We start from the raw sequence: 21,063 nt of genomic DNA, 5'->3' as shown, positions 1-21,063 counted from the left end.
GGACTGCTTTCAATGGGGTGTCGGGGATACCCGGGCGATCACCGCCGCCCGGGTATATGTCAGATCAGCGCTTACTGGTGCGGAGCGTACCAGGAGGACAGACCTTTTTGCAGGTCGGCGCCCAGTTCTTCGGGGCTGTTGGCACCCTTGATGGCGGCAACGGATGCGCCCCAGGTCTCGTTCTCAAGGTTCGGCGTGCCGCGCGACAGGATCTGATATGTCGAACGGATGGTCGATTCACACTCGTCGCGCCAACCGACGAACTCTTTGGCCAACGGATCTGCCAGCTCGACCGGAGTGTTGGACAGCGGGAAGAAGCCCGGTACGGCGTTGCCAAAGATTTCGGCAAACTCGGGGCTTGCGACCCACGCGAGGAAGGTCTCAGCGGCCTCGGGGTGCTCGGAAGCAGCATTCATGCCGATGCCGATATCCGTGTGGTCAGAGATATAGCAAGTGTCGCCCGCGTTTTGGACCGGCGGCTTGAACGCGCCCATCTCAAAGTCGGCTTGTGTGTTGAAGCCAGCGATTTCCCACGATCCGGCAGGGTAGATCGCAGCCCGGCCCAGGGTGAAGATGTTCTGGCTGTCGGGATAGGTTTGTGCCTCATACCCGTCGCCCAGATACTGTCCCCAGCGTGCCAGAGTGGCGTAGGGAGCGGTCCAGGCTTCATCCGTCAGTTTCTGTTCGCCAGCGATAAGGGCCTGGCGACCTTCTTCACCTTTCCAATAGTTCGGGCCGATGTTGTTGTAGCCCATTGTGGCGGCTTCCCACTGATCGTTGGTGCCCATCGCCATTGGGATGTAAGTGCCGTCTTCCTTGATCTTGTCGAGTGCGGCAAAGAACTCTTCTTCAGTCGTTGGGACTTCGATGCCCAACTCAGCAAACGCATCCTTGTTGTAAATGAAGCCATGGATCACCGACGCCATGGGAACACAGAAGCTGGCCGAGCCGTCATCCGTCTGCCATGCCGACTTGGCTACGTCCGAAAAGTTGCTCATCGCTTCGACCGAGGACAGATCGGTCAGGTGCCCGGCCTCATACAGTGCCAGCGACGCATCAAACGGACGGCACGTGATAAGATCACCGGCCGAACCCGCATCCAGTTTCGAGTTCAGCACGGCGTTGTATTCCGCCGGAGCTGATGGGGTGAACTGCAGTTTGATCCCAGGGTGTTTGGCTTCGAACGCCGGGATGATCTGTTCCTGCCACAAGGTCAGGTCGTCATTGCGCCAGCTTTCGATGATCAGCGTGACGTCCTCGGCATAGGCGCTTGAAGCCATCAGGGTCGTGCCCAGTAAGGCCAGTTTCAGGCTATTGCGTTTCATTCGTGTTCTCCCAGTTGGTTAGCAGTTATTTATCTTGTTCCAGTGCGGATTTCAGAACCCCGCCGCTTGCGTCCAGAACGGCCGAGGCATCTTTGGGTGATATGCCACGTGCAGCGACTAGCACCGCCGGCTTCACGTCTCCGTTCGCGGCGTCCAGCGCGAGTTTTGCTTTTTTTGTATCAACTTTGGCGATCCGCGCGACGATCCCCGTCGCCCGCGCGCGCAACTTGTCGTTGTCGGCGCGCAGGTTGACCATCATGCCGCCGTGAACATGGCCAAGTTGCAGTGCCATGAGAGACGACAGCATGTTCAGAGCGATTTTCTGAGCTGTTCCAGCACCCATACGCGTCGAGCCCGAGATTAATTCCGGCGGCGTTGCCAAAAGAATCGGAATATCCGCGCTTTCCAGCAAAGGGCTGCCTGCGTTATTGGCAATTCCGATAACCGTTGCGCCCTGTGACTGTGCCAAATTGCTGGCGGTCAGGGTGTATGGCGTCGATCCGCTTGCGGACACTGCGATGATCGTATCCGTCGGTTGCAATGTCGAAAGCGCGTCCGCTAGTCCGTCGGCTTCGTCTTCTGCGCCTCCGGGCATTTCGACACCGGTAGGCAGGCCGCCTGCCATATGTATACGGAGTTGGTTTGCGGGAATTGAGAAGGTACCGCCCAGCTCTTGCGCGTCGGCAGCGGCCATCAACCCGGACGAGCCTGCGGCCACATAGTGCAGCACGCCGCCGGCGCGGATGGTCTGCGCCATGGCGTTGCCGCCCCGCGCGATCGCGTCCAATGCGCCACGCGCTGAGGCCGCGGCTGCAATCTGCCCCTCAACCAGCGCCCGAGCAGAGGCGACAGGGTCTTGTGGGTCCAGCTTGTTGGCGTCTGGATGCAGTTGTTCGGTCGGCGGCAGCGTCAAAAGAATCCCCCTTTGCGGTTCCCAATACAATACCTATTCAATACCACTTGTCCATAATTTTATTTTTCCAGTGGAAATCAACGTATTCTGTATCAAAACAGAGAAAAGCTACGGAAATCGGCCTATTTTTGCCTTCCTAAATTCAAATAGGTATTATAATGGTATTGTCATGACTGAGTCTCTGAGCAATGCTGTACTGGCCATAGATGGTGGCGGAACCCGATGTCGGGTTGCATGTGAAGTCGATGGTATTGTCCATTCTGTTGAAACCGGGGCTGCCAATGTCTCGACAGATTTCGATGCGTCCGTTCTGCAGATGAAATCGGGGATCACCCAGATCGCGCAAACGCTTGCTGTAGATGTTCAGGACCTGACTCAGTTGCCCGCCTTTGTTGGATTGGCTGGCGTCACAGATGACCATATTGCCCGTCGCGTGCAGAGCGCGCTGGGCCTAACGCGGGCACGCGTTTCCGATGATCGACCAGCCGCGCTGCGGGGCGCGCTCGCGTCTCAGGACGGCTTGATCGCCCATTGTGGCACGGGGTCCTTTGTTGCTTCGCAGAAGGATCGGGTGATGCGGTTTGCCGGGGGGTGGGGGCCAGTATTGGGGGATGAGGCATCTGCGCAATGGGTTGGTCGTTTTGCATTGGCAGAAGCATTGAATTCCATGGATGGAATTCAGGTCACTAGCGATCTTACGCAGAAATTGCTGGATGATTTTGGCGGTAGTGCAGGGATCGTCGAATTTGCCGGGCGGGCGACGCCGACAGAGTTCGGCGCGTTGGCCCCGATGGTTACCACTGCAGCAGTTTCCGGAGACGACGTCGCCAGAAAAATTATGCAGGCCGGTGCTACTTACATCGCCGATATGGCGGCACGTTTCGGATGGCAGCCAGAAGTCGCGATCTGCCTGACCGGCGGTATCTCTCCGCATTATGCGCACTATCTGCCTGCTGCCATGCAGTCAGAGATACGCCCTCCATCGGGCGAGCCGTTGACCGGGGCACTGGCTTTGGCGAAGGAGGTCCCGCATGAGCATTGCTGAATTCCTACGCTCTGATCTTTGGCTGACCTCGGAAAATGGTCCCCGCTACGTGCAGTTGCGGCGCAGGTTGCAAGAGGGGATCGATACGGGCGTCCTTGCGCCGAACTCATCGCTGCCATCCGAACGGGAGCTGGTGGAAATCACAGAATTATCCCGCGTAACCGTGCGCAAGGCGATTCAGGAGCTGGTGCAGGAAGGTGTAATCGAGCAACGTCAGGGGTCAGGGTCCTTCATTCGAGAACGTGTTCAAAGGGTTGAACAATCGCTGAAACACCTGACCTCGTTCACCGAAGATATGTCGAGCCGGGGGATGGAGACGACGTCAAAATGGTTGGAGCGCGGAGTATTTGCGCCAACCCCGGAAGAGGTCACTGCGCTGAATCTGTCAGATGGTGAGCAGATATCCCGCATTTACCGCCTGCGCGAGGCGGACGGGCGTCCGCTGGCGTTGGAACGTGCTGCGCTGCCACTGGATATCCTGCCGAACCCAATCGAAGTCACGACGTCTCTGTACGAAGTGCTTGATGGTCTGGGGCGCCGCCCGGTGCGCGCGGTGCAAAAGATATCGGCTCTGAATCTAGCCGCGCGAGAAGCGGAACTGCTGGAGGTGCCCGAAGGTGCGGCGGGGCTGAACATTGAGCGTATCTCATTTTTAAAAAACGGGCGGGTCGCAGAAATGACGCGGTCGCTCTATCGCGGCGACGCTTATGACTTTGTCGCTGAATTGCGCCTATAACCGGAAGGACCGGGATCAAATGTCCGAAAAGAACTCGAAAATGCGTCAGGAAATTCTGGAGATCCCTGATGCCGTCGACAGATTGCTCAGCACGGGGGCAGACAATATCCGAGCAGCTGCGCAAAGCGTAAGGGATACGGATCCACGTTTTTTGATCTCGGTCGCCCGGGGATCATCCGACCATGCCTGCAGCTATTTGAAATATGCCAGTGAACTGCTTCTTGGATTACCGGTTGCCTCAGTAGGGCCATCCGTCAGTTCGATTTACGGGGTGGATCTCAGGGCAAAAGGATCTGTCTGCCTGTCCATTTCGCAATCCGGCCAAAGCCCGGATATCGTTGGCCTCACAGGGTCTTTGCGAAACTCTGGCGCACTGACAATTGCGGTGACCAACAACTCGGAATCGCGCCTGGCCGACGTGGCGGATGCAGTTCTGCCATTGCACGCGGGGCCGGAACTGAGCGTCGCAGCAACCAAGACATTTGTGACCTCGTTGGTGTCAGGTCTATGGTTGCTGGCCGAGGTCAAAGAGGATGCTGAATTGATCGGGGCGATCCAATCCTTGCCCGAATACCTGGCGCGAGCGGCCCAATGCGATTGGTCGTCTGCAGCCGAAACAATCAGCGGGCGGTCTTTGTTTACGCTTGGTCGGGGGCCTTCTTATGCGATCTCTGACGAAGCTGCATTGAAGATCAAAGAGACATGCCAAATCCATGCCGAGAGCTATTCAGCGGCCGAAGTGCTGCATGGCCCGGTGTCGATTGTCGAAGAAGGGTTTCCGGTGATTTCGTTCGCGGCCAATGATGCAGCCGAACAGGCGACTGCCGATGCGGCTGATGCCTTGGCCGAAAAAGGTGCTGCGGTTTTTGCGACGACCACCAAAGTAACGCGCGCGCAGGCTCTGCCAGTGGTTCGAACGGATCATTGGATCACCGACCCAATAACGGCGATTACGTCTTTCTACAGCATGGTAGAGGCCGTCGCCAGTGCGCGGGGGATCGACCCGGATGCACCGCGGCACCTTAAAAAAGTGACCGAGACGGTATGATAGAACGCAAGGTGATTTTTCGAAACGGGCCAATCTTTGACGGCAGCCGATTGTTACACGACCACGCGATTGTTTTTTGCGAGGGGCGGGTTGGTGAAGTTTTCCCTGACGCTGAGGTGACCGAAGAAAAGGACGTTGTAGATCTGAACGGCGATATCCTCAGCCCCGGTTTTGTGGATCTGCAGGTCAATGGCGGCGATGGCGTTATGTTCAACGATGATCCGTCGGTCGAAACGATCCGCAGAATTGCCGGCGCCCATCGCCGATTGGGGGTGATTTCGCTGCTGCCCACTCTGATCACCGACGAACCCGCCAAAACCCGCGCAGCAATACATGCGACGATCGAGGCAGTGCGAGCACAAGTGCCGGGCGTCGCAGGGCTGCATTTGGAAGGGCCGCATTTGTCGGTCGCGCGGAAAGGGGCGCACGACGGTAATTTGATACGGCCGATGGAACCATCGGATCTGGGCACGCTGATAGAAGCGGCTAATGCACTTCCCTGCCTGAAGGTAACTGTCGCCCCCGAGGGTGTGTCCGAGCAGCAGGTCCGCGCCATGAGCGACGCTGGTATCCTTATTTCGCTCGGGCACAGCGATGCGGATTTTGCGACTTGCCAGCGGTATGCTGCCGCCGGTGCGCGTTGCGTAACCCATCTGTTCAACGCGATGAGCCAGCTGGGCAATCGTGAACCCGGCCTCGTCGGCGCAGCGCTGGCCAGCGGAACGCTGTCTGCAGGGCTGATTGCCGACGGTGTCCATGTGCACCCCGCCGCGATGCGCGCTGCCTGGGCTGCGAAAACTGCGCCGGGTCAAATCTTTCTGGTCAGCGATGCGATGGCTGTGGCGGGTACGGATCAAACCGAATTCACCCTTGAAGGCCGCAAAATCACGCGAACCGAAGGCAGGTTGACACTGGCAGACGGAACGCTGGCCGGCGCGGACCTGGACCTGACGACCGCCGTTGGCTTGTTGGTCAAACAAGTCGGTGTGCCGTTGCAGGACGCACTGGCGGCGGCCACTTCTTATCCGGCTCAGCTGATCGGGTTGGCCCCGCCAACGGCCTTAGAATACGGTTCGGTGATCCGGATATCTGCCGATTTCAGCCGTTGCGAATGGCTGCCCGCGCAATCTTGAGTTTGTCTTTAACTGCCAGAACGACTGTCTGCGGGATGCGGTATACCGCCTGTCAATTTTTGTCGACGAATTTGAAATCTGGCTTCGAACGGCGCTTGACGACATCTGACGCATCGCTTAAACCGACCAGCGCTGAGCGGGCGTCGTATACTGGCTATTACCTCAGCCTTCCAAGCTGATGAAGCGGGTTCGATTCCCGCCGCCCGCTCCAAATCAGCCCTAAAATTCTGCGTCAAATAGCCCTTTTATGTTGGGTCATATATTGTGGTTCTTGACCCGGCTTGCCGTGGCCGCCAAGAAGCGAACACTTAAGTGCGAAAAAGACGTAAGGGCCAATTATGGCAAACTCTGCCTCAGCCACGCCTAAGGGCAAACCTGCACCCGGTGCCACGGAAGAGCGTGCTGGATCGCGGAAGATAGGCGTTCTGTCGTCTCTTTGGCCATTTATGAAGCCGTATCGGGCCCTGATGACGGGTGCGGTTCTGGCACTGGTGTTGACAGCCAGCATGACGCTAACCCTGCCACTTGCGGTACGCCGCGTAGTCGACAATTTCCGAATTGAAGATGGCGAGTTGCTGGATTGGTACTTTCTGGCGGCACTGGGCATTGCCGCGATTTTGGCGGTGGGAACAGGCATCCGCTATGCGCTGGTCACCCGGTTGGGTGAGCGCGTTGTGGCCGATATCCGCAAGGCCGTGTTTAACCGCGTTATCGGGATGAGCCCCGAGTTCTATGAACGGGTCATGACCGGAGAGGTTCTCAGCCGTATCACCACGGACACGACCCTGATTCAGTCCGTGCTGGGATCGTCCGTATCCATTGCCTTGCGCAATATGCTTTTGTTCGCGGGCGGTTTGGTTCTAATGCTGCTGACCTCGGCCAAGCTAACGGGTTTGGTACTTTTGCTGATCCCGGTGGTGGTGGTGCCGATACTTGTTCTGGGGCGTCGTCTGCGGGTCCTCAGCCGCGAAAATCAGGACTGGATCGCGGCCTCGTCGGGCAACGCGGGAGAGGCACTGAGCGCGGTGCAAACCGTTCAGGCCTTTACGCATGAAAAAGCCAGCCGGAAGCAGTTCGACGATATGACCGAAACCTCTTATGCGGTTTCTCTTCGGCGTATTCAAACGCGCGCCGTGATGACGGTAATCGTTATCTTCCTTGTATTTTCGGGCATCGTCGGCGTGTTGTGGATGGGGGCAAACGACGTTCGTAACGGCGTGATGACCGAAGGTGTTCTGATCCAGTTCGTGATCTATTCAATCATCATGGCAGGCTCTGTCGCCGCCCTCTCTGAGATTTGGAGCGAGCTGCAACGTGCAGCCGGCGCGACCGAGCGTCTGGTGGAATTGCTGAATGCGCAGGATACCGTGATCGATCCGGACAAGGCAGCATCACTGCCTACACCTGTTCGGGGCGAAATCCGTTTTGAGGATGTGATCTTCCACTATCCGGCCCGTCCGGCTGTTGTGGCACTGGACCATCTGACCCTGTCGATCCAACCGGGTGAAACCGTGGCTTTCGTTGGTCCATCGGGTGCAGGCAAAACCACAGTGATTCAAATGATCCAGCGGTTCTACGATCCGGATGCAGGTCATGTCAGTCTGGACGGCGTTGACCTGCGCGACCTCGACCGATCCGATTTCCGGCAGCACATGGCATTGGTGCCCCAGGACCCGATCATCTTTGCAGCCTCGGCCCGCGAGAATATCCGGTTCGGGCGCCTGGACGCCTCGGATGCAGAGGTCGAGGCCGCCGCGCGCGCGGCTGCGGCACATGAGTTCATCTCGAAACTGCCCGAAGGCTATAACAGTTTTGTAGGAGAACGTGGTGTGATGCTGTCGGGTGGTCAGAAACAGCGGATCGCGATTGCACGCGCCATCTTGCGTGATGCTCCGGTTCTGCTGCTGGACGAGGCGACTTCGGCCTTGGATGCCGAAAGCGAACGCGCGGTTCAGGGCGCGGTTGACCAGATGCGCGCCGGGCGCACCACACTGATCGTGGCCCACCGTCTGGCGACGGTCAAAAAGGCAGATCGGATCGTTGTGATGGAAGCCGGTCAGATCGTGGCCCAAGGCACGCACGAGGATCTGGTCGTTCAGGATGGCTTGTATGCTCGCCTGGCGCGCCTGCAATTCACCGACGGAGTTGCGGCAGAATAGCCTGACGTCGGGGAAGTCAGTTTTACGCCGCTGCGTAATTCTACAAATTTGGGCGTGGCCCCTCTAACCCGTCGCTTGCACCTGCGGGGTTTTGCTTCCATCTTGTTTTGGAAAAAACCGCGCAAGACGCGGGAGAAAAACAGGGAGGAGTCACATGGCCTTTGTGGGTTTGGAAGACAAGGCGAGAATGGAGCAGGAAATGTCGTGGGGGGATCGGGATGTTCCGGTCACTTTCCACCAGTTGCTGTCACGCACAGCAGGCAAATTTCCGAACAGTGATGCGGTCAGCTTTCAGCTCATGTCTGGTCCGACAGACAAGGCCGAGACTCTGACGTGGTCGCAACTGCTTGGCAAAGTCAATCAGGCAGCGAACCTGTTCCGGTCTTTGGGTGTCGGTGAGAAAGACGTGGTGGCATATGTGCTGCCCAACTGCAACGAAACGCTGGTCACCATGATGGGCGGTGCAGTCGCAGGGATCGTGAACCCGATCAACCCGCTACTAGAGCCCGAGCAGATCGCAGCAATTCTACGCGAAACCGGTGCCAAAGTGGTCGTGACGCTGAAGTCCTTCCCCAAGACTGATGTGGCGCAAAAGGTTGAAGAGGCGGTGCGCCACGCGCCCAACGTCAAAACCATTCTCGAGATTGATCTCAACCGCTATCTGACGCCGCCAAAATCCTGGCTGGTGCCGTTCCTGCGTCCAAAGATGGGCGACAAGGAAAAACTGGCCCATGCGGATTACAAGAACTTCAATAAAGAGCTGGCCAAGCAGCCTACGACGCTGACTTTCGAAGACAGCAAGGAAGATCGCGTTGCCTGCTATTTCCACACCGGCGGCACAACGGGCATGCCGAAGGTCGCGCAGCACAAATACTCGGGCCTTATCTACAACGGCTGGCTGGGGAACACTCTGTTGTTCTCGGACGAGGACGTGATCATGTGCCCGCTGCCCATGTTCCACGTTTTTGCCGTGCATGTGATCATGATGGCTGCTGTATCGTCGGGCGCCCATGTGGTCTTCCCAACGCCTGCGGGATATCGCGGCGACGGTGTTTTCGACAATTTCTGGAAATTGATTGAGCGCTGGAAAGTAACGTTCATCATCACCGTACCCACAGCGATTGCTGCCAAGATGCAGCGCCCCGTGGATGCGGACATCTCAAGCGTGAAGACGGCGTTCTCAGGTTCAGCGCCTTTGCCCGTCGAACTGTTCCGCAGGTTCGAAGAAGCGACCGGTGTGACCATCGTAGAAGGCTATGGGCTAACCGAGGCCACCTGTCTGGTGTCCTGCAACCCGGTGGACGGGGAAAAGAAGATTGGCTCGATCGGTATTCCGTTTCCCTATACGGATGTGAAAATCCTGCAGGATGGTCCGGATGGACCAAAGGAATGCGCCGCAGATGAAATTGGTGAGATTTGCATTTCGAACCCCGGTGTCTTTGCGGGCAATACCTATACCGAGGCGGACAAGAACGTAGGTCTTTACCACTTCGACAAATACCTGCGCACAGGTGATCTGGGACGTTTTGACGGGGACGGCTACCTGTGGATCACAGGTCGTGCCAAGGACCTGATCATTCGCGGCGGTCACAACATTGACCCGGCCGAGATCGAAGAAGCTCTGCTGGGGCACGATGCTGTCGCGTTTGCCGGTGCCATCGGGCAGCCTGACGCCTATTCGGGCGAGGTGCCTTGCGCCTTTGTCGAATTGGTCGATGGAGCCTCGGTCACCGAGAAAGAGCTGATGGAGTATTGCAATGTGCATGTCCATGAACGCGCGGCACAACCCAAGCACATGACCATTCTGGACGAGCTGCCTAAAACTGCGGTCGGTAAGGTCTTTAAGCCCGAACTTCGCAAACAGGCGATCACGCGTATCTATAACGGCGCGTTGGAAGAGGCTGGTCTTGAGGCACGGGTCATTTCGGTCATCGACGATAAGAAACGCGGACTCGTTGCGCAGCTTGACGCGAAGGGTTCCGCAGAGGACGATGTCAGCAAAGTGCTGGGATCGTTCACCCGGCCGTGGGAGTGGGCTGCCTGACCGGGAGGAAACATGGATTATGAACGTCTGATTGATGAAGAGACTTGGGCGTTCATAAAACGAACGGCTGAAAGCTATCCCGATGATGCGGTCGAACAGTCGATCCAGGATCAACGCCGGGTGTACGACACGATGTGTCGCGACTTTCGCCAACCCCGCCCGCAGGGGGTCGAGACTGAGGACAGGCAGGCATTTGGCGTGCCTGTCCGGGTCTACAACGCGGGTCAGCCGACGCGAACCGTCACTTATTTTCATGGTGGCGGATTTGTTGTTGGAGGTCTGGACAGCCACGATGATGTTTGCGCCGAGATCTGCGCGCAGACCGGATATCGGGTTGTGGCCGTGGACTACCGTCTGTGTCCCGAACATGTCCACCCGGCGCAATTTCAGGACAGCTGGAATGTGACAAACTGGGTGGCGCAGGAATTCGGCGACCCGATTGTCCTTGCGGGTGACAGTGCCGGTGGCAACCTGGCGGCCGCAGTCGCCCAATACGGACGAGGTAAGTTGGACCATGTGCTGGGTCAGGTCCTGATCTACCCCGGTTTGGGTGGTGACAGCACGAAAGGGTCGTATATTGAGCACGCTCACGCGCCCCTTTTGACGCTGGATGAGATTCAATTCTACGAAAAAGTGCGTTGTGGTGGTGATATCCCGCAAGATGATCCGACCTTCGCGCCGCTTCACGACACAGGTTTCTCGGGCCTACCGCCAACCGTGGTGGTGACTGCAGATTGTGATCCGCTACGGGATGATGGTGGCGCTTATTGCGACAAGATTTCAGCCGCCGGAGGGCAAGCGCATTGGATCAACGAGCCGGGCCTCGTTCACGGTTATCTGCGCGCGCGTACCAGTGTTAAGCGCGCGGCAGACAGTTTTGAGAGGATTTCGGTCGCGATCGAGGCGTTGGGTCAGCAGATCTGGCCCTACGACTGATCTCTCACTGCAGGAACGGTTTCGCCTTCATCGTTTGGGCAATGGGCGCACCCATCCGGTTCAGGATCGTGGGCGCTAGTTGCAGTTGGTCGATCACCGTGTCGACCTCGGGACCTTCCGCCTCGCCAAAGTAGTACAGTGCCGTTTCCTGTTGTAGCGGGCTGCGCCCGCCGTGGTGCCCCCGCTCATCCTGACCGTGATCGGCGGTCACGATGACCTCATAGCCTAGTTGCCGCCAACGCGGGATGAAGGGGGCCAGCATCTCGTCTGCGACGAAACAGGCGTGGTCCATCTCCTCGCAATCATGGTAAAAACGGTGCCCCATACTGTCCAATGTGCAGGCATGCAGTAGGCCGTAATCCAGCCCATGACGCAGGCAAAGGTTGGTCAGAGTGGCATAGAGATCCACGTCAGACGGGGTCATCTGATTGGCTTTGCCATAGCCGGTCATGGTGTGAAAGCGGCCGTGGTTGATTGTCTTGCTCTCAGGCTCATCATATTCGATGTCGCGGACGTAATCGAACGGGTGGCGGTTGAAGAACTGCGACCAATAGCTGTGGGTGACCGCCCCGGTTACGCCACCAGCCTCACGAACCTGGCTAAAGACATCCTTATGGCCTAGACGAAAGACATTGCCGTTGCCGGTACAGCCATGCTCCTGTGGTGTGACACCGGTGTGGATCGAAGCATAGCAGCTGGCGGACGTGGACGGCAAAACAGCGCGTAGTTTCCACACGCGCGCCTCACCGCTGTCGACCCAACCTTCAAGGTTACCGAACAACCGTCGGAAATTGCGCCACGGAACACCGTCCAGGATGATAAGGAGTAGTTTGCGGTCCATGTCTTTGGCCTTTTGACTAAATATTTCTGGCGACCCTAGGGGATTCGCGATCAGGGGTCTGCCCGTTCACGCCCCCAATAGCAAAATCCCGACACCTGTCATCGAACAAGGCGCCGGGATTTCAATTTTTCACTTAACTGTCACGGAAAGGGCAGGGGTCAGTTCCCGGCGCTTTCCATTTTGCGGTGGGCAACGACCTCTTCCAGCCAACCCAGATGCATCTCGGGGACGGAACTGAGCAGCAGGTCGGTATAGTCGTCGAACGGCGGGCTCAGCACCTCGCTTTTCGACCCATAGCGAACCACCCGACCCTGATACATCACCGCAATACTATCGCTAATCGCGCGCACCGTCGCCAGATCGTGGGTGATGAACAGGTATGCCACATCCTCGATCTTTTGCAGGTCCAGCAGCAGTTTCAGGATGCCGTCCGCAACCAGTGGATCAAGTGCCGAGGTGACCTCGTCACAGATGATCATCTTGGGCTTGGCTGCCAGCGACCGCGCGATGCAGACACGCTGTTTCTGACCACCTGACAGTTCCGCCGGATAGCGGTCCATGTACTTTTCGCCCAGTTCGATCTCATCCAACAGTTCGACGATCCGCTTGCGTTTTTCGGCACCGCGCATGTTGAAGTAGAACTCCAGCGGGCGTCCGATGATCGTACCAACCGTCTGGCGTGGGTTCATTGCCACGTCAGCCATCTGGTAGATCATCTGCAGCTCGCGCAGGTCTTCACGGCTGCGGCCCTTCAGATCGCCACTAAGCTTGCGACCAGCAAAGGTAATTTCACCATCGCGCGGCGGCAGCAAGCCTGTGATCACCCGCGCCAGTGTCGACTTGCCCGAGCCGGATTCGCCGACGACGGCCAGTGTCTGCCCCGGGTGAAGTTCGACATTGACGTTGTGTAGCACGTCGAAATTCAAACCCTTGTAGCGCGCGGTAATACCTTCGACGCTCAATACCGATTCCGGTGTGGGTTTTTTCTCTTCGTGCTCGATCGAGCGGACCGAAACCAGCGCCTTGGTATACTCTTCCTGCGGGTTGTTGATGATCTGGTCGGTATTGCCATACTCGACCGTATTGCCCATCCGCAGAACCATGATGTCATCACTGACCTGAGCAACAACGGCGAGGTCATGCGTGATGTAGAGCGCAGCCACGCCGGTATCGCGAATGGCCTCTTTAATCGCCATCAGAACGTCGATCTGAGTGGTCACATCCAGTGCTGTGGTCGGTTCATCAAACACCACAAGATCAGGCTCGGGGCACAGCGCCAGCGCCGTCATGCAACGCTGTAGCTGACCGCCCGAGACCTGGTGAGGATAACGATCCCCGATATTGTCCGGATCGGGCAGCCCTAGCTTGGCGAACAGTTCACGCGCACGGCCTTCGGCCTCTTTACGCGAAAACTTCTTATGTTCGACCGCAGCTTCGACCACCTGATCCATGATCTTCTTGGCCGGGTTGAACGAGGCGGCGGCAGATTGCGAGACATAGGCAACCTCGCCACCACGCAGGTTGCGGATATCGCTATGCGGAGATTTCAGAATGTCGCGCCCGTTGACCCAGACTTCGCCACCGGTCAGTTCGACGCCACCGCGGCCATAAGCCATGGACGCCAGACCGATGGTCGATTTACCGGCACCGGATTCACCGATCAGCCCCAACACCTTGCCGCGTTCGAGGTCAAAGTTGACCCCGTGCACGATTTCGATGTCATGGGGTTTTTCACCCGGCGGATAGACGGTCGCGCCAATCTTGAGGTTGCGGACCTTGAGAAGGGTATCACTCATCCCCGGCCTCCTTTCAGCGATGTGGTACGGTTCAGAACCCAGTCAGCTACAAGGTTGACCGAGATGGCGAGCGTCGCGATGGCGACAGCGGGGTATAGGGCCGCGCCGATGCCATAGACGATCCCGTCCTTGTTTTCCTTCACGATGCCGCCCCAGTCCGCCAGCGGTGGCTGGACGCCCAGACCCAGGAACGACAGGGTCGAGATGAACAGAACCATAAAGATGAACCGCAGCCCGAATTCAGCCACCAGAGGCGACAGAGCGTTTGGCAGGATTTCCCGGAAAATGATCCAGCGCCGACCTTCACCGCGCAGCTTTGCGGCTTCGACATAGTCCATCACGTTGATGTCCACGGCGACCGATCGAGAAAGTCGGTAAGGACGTGTGGCGTCCAACAGCCCCATCACAAGGATCAGGATCGGAACGGTAACCGGAACAATCGCCAGGATAACCAGTGCCAGGATCAGCGTTGGGATCGACATGATCAGGTCAACCGTCCGGCTCAGCGCCTGGTCAGCCCAACCACCCAGAACCGCAGCCAAAAGGCCCAGCGAGGTGCCAGTGATAAAGCTGAGGATCGTAGCCATCGCAGCGATAAAGATGGTCGTGCGACCACCATAGATCATACGTGTCAGCAGATCGCGCCCGATATTGTCCGTGCCCAGCAGATGCTCGGCGCTTGACGGTTCCCACACATCACCGACCACTTCGGCCATTCCGTAAGGGGCGATCAGTGGGGCTGCGATCGCTATGAAAAAGTACAGTCCGGTGAAAAACAGACCGACGGCGGCCGAAATAGGAATGTTCTTCATCATTTCGGATGCCTCAGTCTTGGGTTGGCAAGGATAGACACAATATCGGCAACCATGTTGAGCCCGATATAGACCGCGGCAAAGACGACGCCGCAGGCCAGAACGACTGGCACGTCACGCTTGGTCACCGAATCCACCAGATATTGCCCCATGCCGGGATATACGAACACCACTTCGACAACGACGACGCCCACAACCAGATAGGCCAGGTTCAGCATCACAACGTTGACAATAGGGGAAATCGCGTTGGGAAACGCGTGGCGCGCAATGACCTGAAAATTCGAGAGGCCTTTCAGTTCAGCCGTTTCGATATAGGCCGACTGCATCAGGTTCAGGATCGCAGCGCGGGTCATTCGCATCATCTGCGCCAGAACCACCAGTGTCAGAACGAAGGCAGGCAAGGCGATGGCATTGAGCTTTTGCCCGAAGGACATTGTATCGTTGATCATTGCGAGTGAGGAGAACCAGCCCAGTTTCACCGAGACGAAGTAGATCACCACGTAACCGATCAGGAATTCCGGGATCGAAACCGTTGTCAGGGTGATTGCAGAAATCAGTTTGTCAGGCCAGCGGTTGCGGTACCGAACGGCCAGAAGGCCTAGAAAGATAGCAAGCGGCACGGAAACGACGGCTGCAGCACATGCCAGGAACAGGGTATTCCCTAAGCGCTTTCCGATGCTTTCTGCGATGTCGAGTTTGTTGGTCAAAGACTGACCCAGATCGCCCTGCAGGATGCCGCCCAGCCATTCGAAATATCGGGTTAGAGCGGGACGGTTGAGGCCCATTTCCTCGCGCAGGTTTGCCAGCGCCTCGGGGGTTGCGGATTGGCCAAGGACCGCTTGCGCAGCGTCCCCAGGCAGGGCTTCGGTGAGGCCGAAAATCAGAGCCGATGCACCGAAGAGAAGCAGGAGTCCCAGCGCAAGGCGCTGGGAAACCAGTTTGATGATAGGATGCATTATCCGTGGGCCCTATCAGGCGAACCACATCTTGCGTGACATGTTGCCATTCATCATCTCTTGGGTAGGGTCGCTTTCCCAACCTTCGAGCTGATTGGTGACGCCTTCGACAAAATCGTTGAACATCGGGCAGATCAGACCGCCTTGGTCGCGAACCATCATGCCCATTTTGCTGTAGATGTCCTTGCGTTTGTCGTTGTCCAGTTCGGCCCGTGCTGCAAACAGCATTTCGTCGAACTCCGGCACCTTGAAGCGGGTGTCGTTCCAGTCGGCGGTTGACAGATACGCTGTCGCGTACATCTGATCCTGCACCGGACGGCCACCCCAATAGGATGCGCAGAACGGCTGAACGTTCCAGACCTCGGACCAGTAGCCATCGTTGGGCTCGCGCTTGATTTCCAGCGGGATACCGGCCTGAGCCGCGCTTTGCTGGAACAGGGCCGCTGCGTCAACGGCACCCGGGAAGGCGCCATCTGCGACACGCAGGATGATCGGCGAACCGTCATGGCCCGACTTCGCATAGTGTTCTGCCGCCTTTTCAAGGCTGAAGTCGCGTTGCGGGATTGAGCCGTCAAACAGCGGGTATGCCGCATTGATCGGCATGTCGTTGCCAATTGTGCCGTAGCCGCGCAGAACCTTGTCGACCAAGTCCTGGCGGTTGATTGCGTGTTTCAGCGCCAGCCGCAGTTCGTTGTTGTCGAACGGCGCGGTGTCGCAATGCATGATGAACACATAATGTCCACGGCCGGCGGTCGAGTGCACTGTCAAGTTTGGGGCGCGGCCCAGCAGATCGGCAACCTTAGGTTCTACGCGGTTTATCGCGTGAACCTGACCAGACTGCAGAGCAGCCGTACGGGCAGTCGCATCGTTGATGACAATTACTTCGACGCTGTCGAAATTGCCGAAATCGGGGTTCCAGTGGTTGGCAAATTTCTTGAACACGTGGCGTACGCCCGGCTCGTCGACTTCCAACTGGTATGGTCCGGTGCCAATGCCCGCACCTGGGTTTTCCATTCCGCCATCAGGCTGAATGATCAGGTGATAGTCGGCCATCAGATAGGGCAAGTCGGCATTTGGCTCGGTCAGTGTGACCTGGAAATTGTCGCCATCGGCCTTCATTGACTCGATGCCCTTCATGATACCCAGGGCACCGGACTTGGAGTCTTCGTTCGAGTGGCGCTCCATGGTTTTCAGCACGTCTTCGCTGGTCATAGTCTTGCCGTTGTGGAATTCGACACCCTGACGCAGTTTGAATGTCCAAACTTTGGCGTCCGCGCTGCCTTCGACGGCTTCAGCCAGGCGCGGCTCGATCGACCCGTCGGGCGCAACTTCCACAAGCTGGTCACCGAATTGTTTGCCGTTCTGGAACGGCACCGAGCTGGCATAGGTCGCCGGATCCAGCGAGTTGGTGGATTCGCCGCCTTGCAAGCCAAATTTCAGGTCGCCGCCCTTCTTCGGTCCTGCCGCGCGCGCAGCGTCAGCGAACATGGTGCTGGCCATCGCCGCTGACACACCCAGAGCCGCCGCTTTCCCCATGAATTCGCGACGGGTCAGTTTGCCCGCAGTGACCTGACCGGCCATGTGAGTGAGTTGTTCGTTCATTTAGTGATCTCCCAGTTGATTGGATTTCAGCCCTTCTCGGGCATTTTTATTGACGCATGAGTCAAGTTAGGCGCATTTCGGTCTACCGAGCAAGGACAAATGTCTGACCTTTGGTCACCAAAATATCACATCTGGTTTCGTGGAACGGCGTCCTCCGTTTGTTTAGAGAATACCAAAGTTTCGTTTTCAAAAGCACTTATCTGTGCCTTAAGAAAAAAGCTCTCTCGATCCGACCACATTTCGCAGGATGTTTCCGTGCGCAGGTCTATCCCGTCCCGACTGATCTCCTGTGTCCAGCGGCACTGCCCGTGGGCAGATAGCGGGTCGTCGGGGTGGATGGTCCAGCGTTCATATGCAGTGCCACCATGCGTAAGCCCGTGGTGATTGTCCGTTACGCGACCGAAATCGTCTTCGATGATCAGGCTGGTTTCACCTGAATTCATGTCTGTTTCCACCCGGCGAGAATTGCTGCTGTCCCGCAGGGTCGTCACATCAATCGGGGTTTCAGAATCGGGCGGCTGAAACACATGCTCATCATCACCCGCTGTCGGCCGGTTCGGGATCGTGATCGTACCACCTGTCAGGTGCAGTTCGACGGGTTCGGGTGAGGGCCAGATCAGCGGCCAATACGCGCTGGACACAGCCACCCGCACGCGATGCCCTTTGGGAACGCGATAGGCGATGTGATCTAGGTCCAGTGAGATTTCGTAGGGCGCTCCGGGCATCAACGGAGTTGGTTGCGCGTGGCAATCTCGGTGCGACAGGTTCAGAACGCCATAGGTGATCCGGGTTGAGGCCCCGTCCGGATGGACATGATTTAACCGCACCGCAATCTGTGCCTGCGGACGGTCGGCCCTGACATTCAGGCAAATGCGCGGAGCGCCGACAATATCCAGATCTTCCGACAAAGGCGGGCCATCGAAACAGGCGGACAACGCATCATCGGCGCGCTGATCTCCCGGCATGTCCGGGCCCAGCCAAATTGCGCAATACTCGCCGCCATCCATGCCGCAGGTTTGGGGCGACTGGATCCGCGTGTCCAGCGGCTCATCTTGCCCGAGCCCATCGTTCGACAGGTTCAAAGTTAGGTTGGACAAATGCGAGGTCGCGCCGGCTTGCTCGCTGATCCAGCGCCCGGGTCTGTTGTTGTACCACCGCTTTGGGCGGACGCCGTCCATCAGATACGCTCGATAGTCTGGGTCGGTTTCAACGCCGCTTTCCAGACCCTTCAGCCAATGATCCCACCAACGCAGCGCCTCTTGCAGAAAACCGATCCTCGGTTCGGGCACTGCGAAATGCGGGTATTTGTGCACCCATGGCCCCACGATTCCCTTGACCGGAGCGCTAAGCTGTTCGACCAGCAGCGGCACGGTGTTCTTGTACGCGTCACCCCAGCCGCCTATGGCCAAAGTCGCCGCGCGGATCGCGCTGAAGTCTTCGCAGACAGAGCCATGCTGCCAATAGGCGTCGCGCGTCTGGTGGCGCAGCCAGACCGAGGGTAGGAACGGTTGGTTTTCCAAACGCTCAAGCCATAACTCCCGCCAGTTGGGGCGCAGCGTAGGGTCCGGTGCGCGGGATGAGTACGACCACATGGTCGCGCCCCAACCCAGGTTTTCATTCAGCAAGCATCCGCCCTTAAAGTGGATGTCGTCTGCGTAACGATCTGCGGTTGAACACAGAGTGATAATTGCTTTCAGCGGCGCGGGTTGAAGGGCGGCAACCTGCAGCGCGTTGAACCCGCCCCAGCTGATTCCCATCATCCCAACGGTGCCTGAACACCACGGCTGATCCGCCAGCCATTGAATTGTGGAAACGGCATCCTCCAGCTCTTGCTGGGTGTACTCGTCTTCCATCAACCCTTCGCTGTCTCCATTGCCGCGCATGTCCACACGAATGCAAGCATAGCCGCGTTTGGCAAACCATGGATGGGTCAGGGCATCCCGCGTCGCCGTGCCGTCGCGCTTGCGATAGGGCAGGAACTCCAAAATGGCCGGAACGGGGTTGCTGTCCGCATCCACCGGGCGCCAGACACGCGCTGAAAGACGACATCCATCCGGCATCACTATGCCGACATCCGGTAGATCTTCGATATCGCATAGCGAATTGGGCGAGCGAGTCATTTCGGAAGTCTTTCGGTCTTTGTCTTTTTGCAACGTACTAAAATCGTCAAATCACTGTTTGATTGCGACAACAAGGTCCATCACGTTCGTTCCGGTTGGGCCTGTCACCAGCAAAGCTCCGGCCTTGTCCAGAAAACTGCCACTGTCTGCCTGCTGCAAGGCGGTATCGGCCCCTTTGCCCCAAGTTTTGCCGTCGACTACGGCTCCGGCCGCATTGGTTGGACCATCGGTGCCATCGGTACCACCGACAACAACAGTCAAGTTTGGTGTTCCAGCTATTTCCCGGGCGAGTGCCAGCGCCAACGCCTGATTGCGCCCGCCACGGCCCGGCTTGTCCGGCAAAACCACCGTTGGTTCGCCGCCGAAAACCATGACGCCGGGGGGTATATCCCTCAGGCGTTGCCCGATAAGGGATGCGACGCTTAAGAAGTCGTCATGCAGGCATTCTTCCTCAGCCAGCAATTGCAATCCGTCTCGGCGCGCCATTTCTGCGGCTGCCAAGCGTGCATGGGCGTTCGAAGCAACGATCTTGGTCGAGGCGTCAAATTTGTAAGTGACGGGCAATGCACCAATTCCCGATCCGATGACTTTCAGGTCGTCCCCGGGCACATCCGAGATTGCCAGAACGGTCGCTTTCGCCCCGTCGAAATGGGACAACAGCCCGCCGCCCTTGATCCGCGACTGCTTTCGACGCTCGGCATTCATTGCGGTGATATCCAAACCTTCGGCCAGCAGCCTTGTGTTCAATTGCGCCAGATCTGCCAAAGAGTTACCCGGCAGTAAGTCCTCTGCCAAGGATGATGCCCCGCCTGAAACCAGCAGCAGTAGATGGGAACCAGGTGCCATCGCCTCGATCTCTTCGCGCAGGGCGCGGCCACCGTCCAGGCTGCGTGTGTCCGGAACCGGATGAGAGGCTTCGATCAACTGCACATGTTCCGGCAGGTCGCGCCCGTGATCGTCCTTGGTGACAACCAGCGTCGGACGCGGGCCGAAGTGGTCCAATGCCGCGCTGGCCATCGCTGCAGCTGCCTTGCCGACGGCCAGAATCTGGTCGGGCGTTTGGATATCATTCAGAACAGCCTTAGTGGCCCTTTTCCCGTCAACAGCGTCAACGCCGGCCTGCCAAATGCGAATTGCCTGTTGCCTTTGGTCCATCAGCTTTCCATCCAAATTGTGACCGGTCCATCATTGACCAGTTCTACCGCCATGTCGGCCCCGAACTGCCCGGTTTCGACGGGCACGCCATGGGCCTGCAACCGCCGCGCAAACTCTTCATAAAGGCGCTGCCCCACATCAGGGGGGGCGGCCTCGGAAAACCCCGGCCGGTTCCCGCGCGAGGTATCGGCGGCCAGAGTGAACTGGCTGATCACCAACGCCGAGCCACCCACATCCACGACAGAGCGGTTCATCTTGCCGGTGTCATCTTTGAAAATACGCAGCTTTGAAACCTTGGCCGCCAGTTGTTCGACCTTTTGTTCGTCGTCACCCTTTATCGCACAGACCAGGATCATCAGCCCCGGACCGGACTGCCCAACCGTTTGTTCGTCAACCGAGACTTTTGCCCGGGAAACCCTCTGTAGAAGTGCGCGCAAATCCG

The 21,063-nt window shown here is 57.8% G+C and carries 17 protein-coding genes and 1 tRNA gene; 8 read left to right on the top strand and 10 right to left on the bottom strand.

Translation table 11 applies throughout. The features are described 5' to 3' along the window. Window positions 1–71: 71 nt before the first annotated feature. Together AC2FJE_RS07555 and AC2FJE_RS07550 are read right to left on the bottom strand one after the other, a co-directional pair. The gene (locus AC2FJE_RS07555) at window positions 72–1,325 is read right to left on the bottom strand and encodes an ABC transporter substrate-binding protein (protein WP_058275595.1); all 1,254 of its coding nucleotides are present in this window, start codon (window positions 1,323–1,325) and stop codon (window positions 72–74) included. Between the two features lie 25 nt (window positions 1,326–1,350). Then, window positions 1,351–2,238 (bottom strand): N-acetylmuramic acid 6-phosphate etherase, encoded by an 888-nt coding sequence (locus AC2FJE_RS07550; RefSeq protein ID WP_496755165.1) that lies wholly within the window; start codon window positions 2,236–2,238, stop codon window positions 1,351–1,353. Between the two features lie 169 nt (window positions 2,239–2,407). On the opposite strand from AC2FJE_RS07550, the gene AC2FJE_RS07545 reads away from it, so the two are divergent. The 8 genes from AC2FJE_RS07545 (at window position 2,408) to AC2FJE_RS07510 (ending at window position 11,339) form a co-directional block, all read left to right on the top strand. Beyond that, on the top strand, window positions 2,408–3,283 hold the full coding sequence (locus tag AC2FJE_RS07545; RefSeq protein WP_282168921.1) for a glucosamine kinase nucleotide-binding domain-containing protein: 876 nt from the start codon (window positions 2,408–2,410) through the stop codon (window positions 3,281–3,283). Continuing rightward, window positions 3,270–4,019: a GntR family transcriptional regulator gene (locus AC2FJE_RS07540; RefSeq protein WP_058275597.1), complete on the top strand. Its 750-nt coding sequence runs from the start codon at window positions 3,270–3,272 to the stop codon at window positions 4,017–4,019. The genes AC2FJE_RS07545 and AC2FJE_RS07540 overlap by 14 nt, the downstream gene beginning before the upstream one ends. A 19-nt stretch (window positions 4,020–4,038) precedes the next feature. Beyond that, the gene (locus AC2FJE_RS07535; RefSeq protein ID WP_282169093.1) at window positions 4,039–5,067 is read left to right on the top strand and encodes an SIS domain-containing protein; all 1,029 of its coding nucleotides are present in this window, start codon (window positions 4,039–4,041) and stop codon (window positions 5,065–5,067) included. Next, window positions 5,064–6,200, top strand: coding sequence for an N-acetylglucosamine-6-phosphate deacetylase (gene nagA, locus AC2FJE_RS07530; protein WP_496760827.1), 1,137 nt, complete (start codon window positions 5,064–5,066; stop codon window positions 6,198–6,200). The genes AC2FJE_RS07535 and nagA overlap by 4 nt, the downstream gene beginning before the upstream one ends. A gap of 136 nt (window positions 6,201–6,336) precedes the next feature. Then, window positions 6,337–6,411, top strand: a tRNA-Gly gene (locus AC2FJE_RS07525). Window positions 6,412–6,538: 127 nt separating this feature from the next. Then, window positions 6,539–8,359, top strand: coding sequence for an ABC transporter transmembrane domain-containing protein (locus AC2FJE_RS07520; RefSeq protein ID WP_496760826.1), 1,821 nt, complete (start codon window positions 6,539–6,541; stop codon window positions 8,357–8,359). A gap of 154 nt (window positions 8,360–8,513) precedes the next feature. Continuing rightward, on the top strand, window positions 8,514–10,403 hold the full coding sequence (locus tag AC2FJE_RS07515; RefSeq protein ID WP_496760825.1) for an acyl-CoA synthetase: 1,890 nt from the start codon (window positions 8,514–8,516) through the stop codon (window positions 10,401–10,403). Window positions 10,404–10,415: 12 nt separating this feature from the next. Continuing rightward, window positions 10,416–11,339, top strand: a complete 924-nt coding sequence (locus AC2FJE_RS07510) for an alpha/beta hydrolase (RefSeq protein WP_496755157.1) — start codon at window positions 10,416–10,418, stop codon at window positions 11,337–11,339. A gap of 4 nt (window positions 11,340–11,343) precedes the next feature. On the opposite strand, the gene AC2FJE_RS07505 is transcribed toward AC2FJE_RS07510, so the two are convergent. The 8 genes from AC2FJE_RS07505 to dtd all read right to left on the bottom strand — a co-directional run bounded on the left by AC2FJE_RS07505 (window position 11,344) and on the right by dtd (window position 21,058). Continuing rightward, on the bottom strand, window positions 11,344–12,180 hold the full coding sequence (locus AC2FJE_RS07505; protein WP_496755155.1) for an alkaline phosphatase family protein: 837 nt from the start codon (window positions 12,178–12,180) through the stop codon (window positions 11,344–11,346). 158 nt (window positions 12,181–12,338) lie between these two features. Further along, the gene (locus tag AC2FJE_RS07500) at window positions 12,339–13,976 is read right to left on the bottom strand and encodes an ABC transporter ATP-binding protein (RefSeq protein WP_496755151.1); all 1,638 of its coding nucleotides are present in this window, start codon (window positions 13,974–13,976) and stop codon (window positions 12,339–12,341) included. Then, entirely contained in the window at window positions 13,973–14,788 is an 816-nt protein-coding gene (locus AC2FJE_RS07495; protein ID WP_108859503.1) for an ABC transporter permease, read from the bottom strand. The genes AC2FJE_RS07500 and AC2FJE_RS07495 overlap by 4 nt, the downstream gene beginning before the upstream one ends. Next, the gene (locus tag AC2FJE_RS07490) at window positions 14,788–15,744 is read right to left on the bottom strand and encodes an ABC transporter permease (protein ID WP_058276793.1); all 957 of its coding nucleotides are present in this window, start codon (window positions 15,742–15,744) and stop codon (window positions 14,788–14,790) included. Before AC2FJE_RS07490 ends, AC2FJE_RS07495 begins: the two co-directional genes overlap by 1 nt. A gap of 15 nt (window positions 15,745–15,759) precedes the next feature. Continuing rightward, window positions 15,760–17,346 carry an ABC transporter substrate-binding protein gene (locus tag AC2FJE_RS07485; RefSeq protein WP_108859350.1) on the bottom strand — a complete coding sequence of 529 codons (1,587 nt, stop codon included), beginning with the start codon at window positions 17,344–17,346 and terminating at the stop codon, window positions 15,760–15,762. 125 nt (window positions 17,347–17,471) lie between these two features. Next, window positions 17,472–19,466, bottom strand: a complete 1,995-nt coding sequence (locus AC2FJE_RS07480) for a CocE/NonD family hydrolase (protein ID WP_496755147.1) — start codon at window positions 19,464–19,466, stop codon at window positions 17,472–17,474. A 51-nt stretch (window positions 19,467–19,517) separates the two neighbouring features. Then, window positions 19,518–20,621, bottom strand: a complete 1,104-nt coding sequence (locus AC2FJE_RS07475) for a glycerate kinase type-2 family protein (protein WP_496755144.1) — start codon at window positions 20,619–20,621, stop codon at window positions 19,518–19,520. Next, entirely contained in the window at window positions 20,621–21,058 is a 438-nt protein-coding gene (dtd, locus tag AC2FJE_RS07470; protein ID WP_496755142.1) for a D-aminoacyl-tRNA deacylase, read from the bottom strand. The genes AC2FJE_RS07475 and dtd overlap by 1 nt, the downstream gene beginning before the upstream one ends. Window positions 21,059–21,063: the final 5 nt, after the last annotated feature.

This window comes from Ruegeria sp. CDSC002, assembly GCF_059610905.1.
This window is presented reverse-complemented; position numbering and strand designations above follow the sequence as displayed.

What these genes read in the sequence shown, in the direction of transcription:
- AC2FJE_RS07555 (WP_058275595.1), bottom strand. Translation starts at nt 1,325, where the DNA reads ATGAAACGCAATAGCCTGAAACTGGCCTTACTGGGCACGACCCTGATG.
- AC2FJE_RS07545 (WP_282168921.1), top strand. Translation starts at nt 2,408, where the DNA reads ATGACTGAGTCTCTGAGCAATGCTGTACTGGCCATAGATGGTGGCGGA.
- AC2FJE_RS07540 (WP_058275597.1), top strand. Translation starts at nt 3,270, where the DNA reads ATGAGCATTGCTGAATTCCTACGCTCTGATCTTTGGCTGACCTCGGAA.
- AC2FJE_RS07535 (WP_282169093.1), top strand. Translation starts at nt 4,039, where the DNA reads ATGTCCGAAAAGAACTCGAAAATGCGTCAGGAAATTCTGGAGATCCCT.
- nagA (WP_496760827.1), top strand. Translation starts at nt 5,064, where the DNA reads ATGATAGAACGCAAGGTGATTTTTCGAAACGGGCCAATCTTTGACGGC.
- AC2FJE_RS07520 (WP_496760826.1), top strand. Translation starts at nt 6,539, where the DNA reads ATGGCAAACTCTGCCTCAGCCACGCCTAAGGGCAAACCTGCACCCGGT.
- AC2FJE_RS07515 (WP_496760825.1), top strand. Translation starts at nt 8,514, where the DNA reads ATGGCCTTTGTGGGTTTGGAAGACAAGGCGAGAATGGAGCAGGAAATG.
- AC2FJE_RS07510 (WP_496755157.1), top strand. Translation starts at nt 10,416, where the DNA reads ATGGATTATGAACGTCTGATTGATGAAGAGACTTGGGCGTTCATAAAA.
- AC2FJE_RS07505 (WP_496755155.1), bottom strand. Translation starts at nt 12,180, where the DNA reads ATGGACCGCAAACTACTCCTTATCATCCTGGACGGTGTTCCGTGGCGC.
- AC2FJE_RS07500 (WP_496755151.1), bottom strand. Translation starts at nt 13,976, where the DNA reads ATGAGTGATACCCTTCTCAAGGTCCGCAACCTCAAGATTGGCGCGACC.
- AC2FJE_RS07495 (WP_108859503.1), bottom strand. Translation starts at nt 14,788, where the DNA reads ATGAAGAACATTCCTATTTCGGCCGCCGTCGGTCTGTTTTTCACCGGA.
- AC2FJE_RS07490 (WP_058276793.1), bottom strand. Translation starts at nt 15,744, where the DNA reads ATGCATCCTATCATCAAACTGGTTTCCCAGCGCCTTGCGCTGGGACTC.
- AC2FJE_RS07485 (WP_108859350.1), bottom strand. Translation starts at nt 17,346, where the DNA reads ATGAACGAACAACTCACTCACATGGCCGGTCAGGTCACTGCGGGCAAA.
- AC2FJE_RS07480 (WP_496755147.1), bottom strand. Translation starts at nt 19,466, where the DNA reads ATGACTCGCTCGCCCAATTCGCTATGCGATATCGAAGATCTACCGGAT.
- AC2FJE_RS07475 (WP_496755144.1), bottom strand. Translation starts at nt 20,621, where the DNA reads ATGGACCAAAGGCAACAGGCAATTCGCATTTGGCAGGCCGGCGTTGAC.